The organism is Paraburkholderia sp. (assembly GCF_034668105.1).
In the GTDB taxonomy this organism is placed as follows: Bacteria; Pseudomonadota; Gammaproteobacteria; order Burkholderiales; family Burkholderiaceae; genus Paraburkholderia.
On record NZ_JAXDPY010000223.1, the window covers coordinates 1 to 4739 of the forward strand.

The window sequence follows — 4739 nt, forward strand, 5'->3', positions numbered from 1 at the left end:
CGATCGACCGCCTGCCCGAGCGCGAGAAGCTGCTGATGTCGCTGTATTACGAACGTGGCATGAACCTGCGCGAAATCGGCGCGGTAATGGAAGTCAGCGAATCGCGGGTGTGCCAGTTGCATAGCCAGGCCGTGGCGCGCCTGCGTACGCGCCTGCGCGAAATGGCCTGGGCAAACGCCGAGGCGACCTGACGTTCGATGGATGGTCGACCGGCGGTGCGCCTGAGCTCCGCCTGCCCTCAGGCGTCGGCCATTTCATGCTCCGCGGCCAGCGCGAGAAACGCCGAGCGCGACATGCCGCGCGCCTGGGCGTAAGCGTCGATCTCATGAACCAGCACTTCAGGCAGCGAGATATTGATGCGCACCGCCTTCTTCAACGCGGGAATGTCTCGCGTTGTCACAAAACCCCACGTGAAACCCGCGTACTCCGGATTGCACCGGTGCGCGTCGAGCGTTAGCCGTTCGGGAATCGGCAATCCTTCGTCGAGCAGCGTATCGAGATGCGCCTCGATCGCCGCCTTCGCGTTCGCGTAGGCTTCTTCCAGCGTATCGCCCGCCGAATGACACCCGGGGATATCGGGCACTACCACGCCAAACGCGTGGTGCGTATCACCGAGCTCGACCGCGATCGGGAAAATCAGGTTTTTCATTTCAGGCCCGCCTGTTTCAAGATGCTGTTAAGTGTGCCGGGTGGGAGATCTTTCTTTGGATGCGGGATGGTCACGAGACCGGCTTTTACGGCGTGCCGGAAATGGTGGTGACTGCCCGATATCCGGATCAGCCGCCAGCCATCCGCTTGAATCAATTTGACGACCTCGGCACTGTTCATATTGCACTCCTGAAATCATACACACGATTACACAACCTCGCTAGTGAGTAACGGCCTGCCTGGCTCGTATGCGACAGCGTTTAAAAGCTGCCGGAAGAGCGGAGAACCTCATGGGGGCTCGTGATTTCAACGCGCCGGACGAATCCGCGCCACCTGGCCGGATGGCTAACGCGTAGCGGTGAGGATGGGTGGATGTGCTTTGCGGGAAGGAAAAAGCAAAAGGGCTCGTCAACGACGAGCCCTTTCTTCAATGCGGTTTTCCGGCGCTGTCCGTGCGCGAAACGCGACTCACGCGGGAAGGAATCTTCGGGTCTTGCAGGTCTACGCGACGGCTTGGGCTGGGATCCGGCCATCCGGCCCATAGAAGCCGGCCTTCTGCGGCACGCTTACCTGGAGTGCCGTCAACGCGCGCTGGTTGTAGTCCATCCGCACACGGATCAACTCACCGTTATTCGTATTGAAGCGGCGCGCGCGGTCGGCGGCCTTTTGCAGCAGTGTCCATTGTTCAGCCAGTCGCGCATCCGCGCTGGCCGCGAGTTCCATACCGGCCCAGCCGGCCGGAAAGCCCATTTCCGCAAGCAGCGCGTCGCGCCTGGCTTCGAGTTGGGCGAGCAGGCCGATCAGTTCGGTTTTCTTCTCGACGATCGGCGGCAGCAATTCCAGCGGCGACACGGCGCTCAGCGCCTTGGTCTCGAGTGTCAGAATCGAGGCGAACGTCTCGACGGCCGAATATTCTTCGATGAGGGTGGTAAGCAGGGCGTCTTTCATCTCAACAACTCGCTGAACACGGCGGCTCGCGCATGATTCGCGAACCGGGTTTGTCGAATGCCGCCCGGCAGTTCACCGTCCTTCGATGGGTCGATTAATTGCCGGTCGACGAGGGGTTGCTTTGCAACAGCTCGCGTGCGGTATTCAGCACGCCGTCGGCGATCTTGCTCGAGTCGATCTGCAGCGAGCCGTTCTGGATCGCCGCTTTGATCGACTCGACGCTCGCCGTGTCGATATCGGCCGAACCGGACGCCGCGAGGCTGCGCAGATGCTGCGACAGGCCCGACAGGCTGACGCTGGCGTCGCCCGAACTGCTGCTGGTGGCCGGCGAGCTCGTGCCCGCACTCTGCGCGTTGCCGTTCGCGCTTGCGCTCGCCGCGTCGCTTTGCTGTGAGCGGGACAGGGCGTCTTTCAACGTCGGCAGATTCGAATTGGTTGTGGAATCGACTTTCACGATTGGCTTCCTGAACGATTTGATCCTGATAACGGCAATCGGTGATCAAAACTTTAGCGCAATCGCTCCAGCTTTTGCCTTGTCTTTCAAGGCGATCCGGCCCCTTGACGGGTTTGACATCCGCGCGGCCGGTCGCATCGGCTGTCCAGTTTGAATCCGCGTTGGCGCGCGGGCCGAGGTGCGCGCTCACAGCTGAATCTCCACCGTCGAACCGTCCTTGACGATGCCGGAGATGATCTGTCCGTTAGCGGTTTTGACGCGCACCTGCTGGCCCGGCGACGCGTTGTTCATCGCGCTGCCTTCGGCCGAAATCGCGAAACCGGCGCCCGCTGCGACGACCCGCACGGTTTGTCCGATCGACACCGCCGACGCGCTTTTCAGCATGTCGCGGCGCAAAGGCATGCCGCCGGCGACGCGCACCAGCGATACCGAGCCGACCGCCTGCGACGGGTCGGTCACGATCGCCTCCGGCAAGCCGGTCAGGTCGCCATCGCGCGCGACGAGGTCGGCGGCGGTGAGCACTTCGCCAGGCGCCATCGCGCGGGCGGCCAGATAGTAAGTGGCGCGCAGTGAAATGCGCGCTTGCAGATAGATGGTCCACGGGCGCTCCCCTGCGCAACGCACGCCGACGGTCATGCGGCCCCACAGGCGCGCCCCGCTCGGCATGAACGGTTCGAGCGTCGTGCAGGCCGCGAGCCCGCGCGGAAATGCCGGGGCGACGGTGATCTCGACCTTGCCGGGCAAGCCTGCCGACTGCTGCTGCAAGAAGGCGAGTGCGGCGCTGCGAATCGCTTCGGCGTCTTCCTGTCCGGCGAGCGGTACGGGTTGCGCCGCCGCTGCCGCGCCGGGGCGCAGGTTCTGTTGCGCCACGGCCGGCGCCCCTTGGCGCATCGACGGCGTGCGGGCGAGGGTGGCGGGCGCGGCCGGCATCGATGCGGGCGCCGGTGCCGGTTTCGCTGCGGCCGCCGTGGTCACGATCGGCTTGCCGTTCGCGCCCAACTGCGGCGGCTCGCCGCGCGAAGCAAGGCTGTCGAAGCCACCGGCTGCGGGCGCGTTGCCGATCGCGCTTTCGACGCCGTTGCCGGGCGTATTGGCGGCCACCGGCTGCGCGCCGGCGCCTTGTTGACCGGCATTGAGCGCGGGCGTGATCACAACCGGCACGACCTGACGCGCGCCCTGCGTCACATTGACGCGTGCAATTCCGGCGGCGGAATTGGCTGCCGCCACATTGGCATTTGCCGGTGCGGGAATGGTCACGACGCCATTCGCGTCGGGCCTGAAGCTGGTGCGGATCATTTGCGGCGCGGCAGGCGGCTCGCCTGCGCCCGGAATGACGATCGAGCCGCTCGCGTTGGCGGCGCGCGTGAATTGATCGACGTCGCGTGCGACCGGGCCCCGCGCAAGCGACTGCGCGGTCGCGGCGGCGAGCGTCGCCGCGGAGCCCGCGCGTTTCGCGGGTGTTGCTTCCATCTGCTGCGCCAGATCGGCGAGCGCGGCGGGATTCTTCTCACCCGGTCCGGGAATCACGATCGGCCCGTCTGCGTCCAGCGCCTGTGCAGCGGGCGGCAGTACGATGCCGCCGGCGACCCAAAGCGCCACGCTGACGACGAGGCGCACCACCAGACGAGACGTGCGGCGCACCACAATCCGTGAAGTCCGGCGCACAACGCCCGTACCCACGCGACGCGCCGTCGCCGCGCGTCTCGCGCGGTGCGTCAGATCGAGGGTGGGCTGGTCCATCGTGTTTCTCCATCGAATGCATCGGTACGCATTGCATTCTAGTGAGCGCCCCCATTGCGCAAACGTTGAATAGAAGCCCCCTTTCCCGGTTATTCGTCCGATTGCGACTTGCGTGCGGCCCATAAGATGCACTTCATGCAAAAAGGTCTTCCCGTCCGGCGCGGTGCTCATAGGAGGCACAGCGAGGGACGAGCGGGAAGACTCGGGAACGTTCTCCGGAGATTTCAATGCTGGACAAACTCGATGCCGAATTCGCCTTTGGCCGCCAGGCGCTCGATGTACGCGCTTACCGGCAGGAACTGCTGTCGTCCAATATCGCCAATGCCGATACCCCCGGGTACAAGGCGCGCGACGTCAACTTCGCTTCGTCGCTGGCCGGCGCGCTGAAGAAGGTGGAGGGCGGTGCGGGCACGGGCGCCTCGAACAACTCGACGCTCGCGATGACGCAACCCGCGGGGGTGACGAACGGCATGTCGATGGCGGTGACCGCGCCGGGCCACATGTCCGGCAACGCGACGCTGACGCCGACCGGCGGCGCGCCCGACGACTACGGCAATTTGCAATACCGCATTCCGACGCAACCCGCGCTCGACGGCAACACGGTCGACGTCGACACGGAGCGGGTGCAGTTCGCGGACAACACGGTGCATTTCGAATCAGGCATGACGGTGTTGTCGAACCAGATCAAGACGATGCTTTCGGCGATTCAGTCGGGCTCGTAAATAAGACGCAAAGCAATAGGCGCACAGCAGAAAGACACAGCAGTACGCAGGAACAATCGCTACGGGATTAACTTGAAGCCGAATAAAACCGTGCAACTGCGTTGCATAGGACCGGAGTAAGCGCTAAAGCGCTAACTCCGGTCGACAGCGTTGCATGGGACCAGAGTAAGCGCTAAAGCGCTAACTCCGGTCGACAGCGTTGCATGGGACCAGAGTAAGCGCTAAAG

At 64.1% G+C, this 4739-nt stretch carries 7 protein-coding genes; 2 read left to right on the forward strand and 5 right to left on the reverse strand.

Annotated elements, in window-relative coordinates; genetic code table 11:
• A partial coding sequence (locus QOC89_RS10415; protein WP_323044938.1) for a sigma-70 family RNA polymerase sigma factor occupies window positions 1-191 on the forward strand: 191 nt, incomplete at its 5' end.
• 47 nt (window positions 192-238) lie between these two features.
• On the opposite strand, the gene QOC89_RS10420 is transcribed toward QOC89_RS10415, so the two are convergent.
• From QOC89_RS10420 to flgA, 5 genes are all read right to left on the reverse strand, one after another.
• Window positions 239-649, reverse strand: coding sequence for a type II toxin-antitoxin system HicB family antitoxin (locus QOC89_RS10420; protein WP_323044939.1), 411 nt, complete (start codon window positions 647-649; stop codon window positions 239-241).
• A complete protein-coding gene (locus tag QOC89_RS10425) occupies window positions 646-828 on the reverse strand; it encodes a type II toxin-antitoxin system HicA family toxin (protein WP_323044940.1) in 183 nt (60 codons plus the stop codon). The genes QOC89_RS10420 and QOC89_RS10425 overlap by 4 nt, the downstream gene beginning before the upstream one ends.
• Window positions 829-1149: 321 nt before the next feature.
• Window positions 1150-1596, reverse strand: coding sequence for a flagellar protein FlgN (locus tag QOC89_RS10430; RefSeq protein ID WP_323044941.1), 447 nt, complete (start codon window positions 1594-1596; stop codon window positions 1150-1152).
• Window positions 1597-1690: 94 nt separating this feature from the next.
• Entirely contained in the window at window positions 1691-2050 is a 360-nt protein-coding gene (gene flgM / locus QOC89_RS10435) for a flagellar biosynthesis anti-sigma factor FlgM (protein WP_323044942.1), read from the reverse strand.
• Between the two features lie 186 nt (window positions 2051-2236).
• A complete protein-coding gene (gene flgA, locus QOC89_RS10440; RefSeq protein ID WP_323044943.1) occupies window positions 2237-3790 on the reverse strand; it encodes a flagellar basal body P-ring formation chaperone FlgA in 1554 nt (517 codons plus the stop codon).
• A gap of 227 nt (window positions 3791-4017) precedes the next feature.
• Here flgA and flgB point away from each other — a divergent pair, with 227 nt between their 5' ends.
• Window positions 4018-4512, forward strand: a complete 495-nt coding sequence (flgB, locus tag QOC89_RS10445) for a flagellar basal body rod protein FlgB (RefSeq protein WP_323044944.1) — start codon at window positions 4018-4020, stop codon at window positions 4510-4512.
• Window positions 4513-4739 lie beyond the last annotated feature (227 nt).

What these genes read in the sequence shown, in the direction of transcription:
- flgA (WP_323044943.1), bottom strand. Translation starts at nt 3,790, where the DNA reads ATGGACCAGCCCACCCTCGATCTGACGCACCGCGCGAGACGCGCGGCG.
- flgB (WP_323044944.1), top strand. Translation starts at nt 4,018, where the DNA reads ATGCTGGACAAACTCGATGCCGAATTCGCCTTTGGCCGCCAGGCGCTC.
- QOC89_RS10420 (WP_323044939.1), bottom strand. Translation starts at nt 649, where the DNA reads ATGAAAAACCTGATTTTCCCGATCGCGGTCGAGCTCGGTGATACGCAC.
- QOC89_RS10430 (WP_323044941.1), bottom strand. Translation starts at nt 1,596, where the DNA reads ATGAAAGACGCCCTGCTTACCACCCTCATCGAAGAATATTCGGCCGTC.
- QOC89_RS10425 (WP_323044940.1), bottom strand. Translation starts at nt 828, where the DNA reads ATGAACAGTGCCGAGGTCGTCAAATTGATTCAAGCGGATGGCTGGCGG.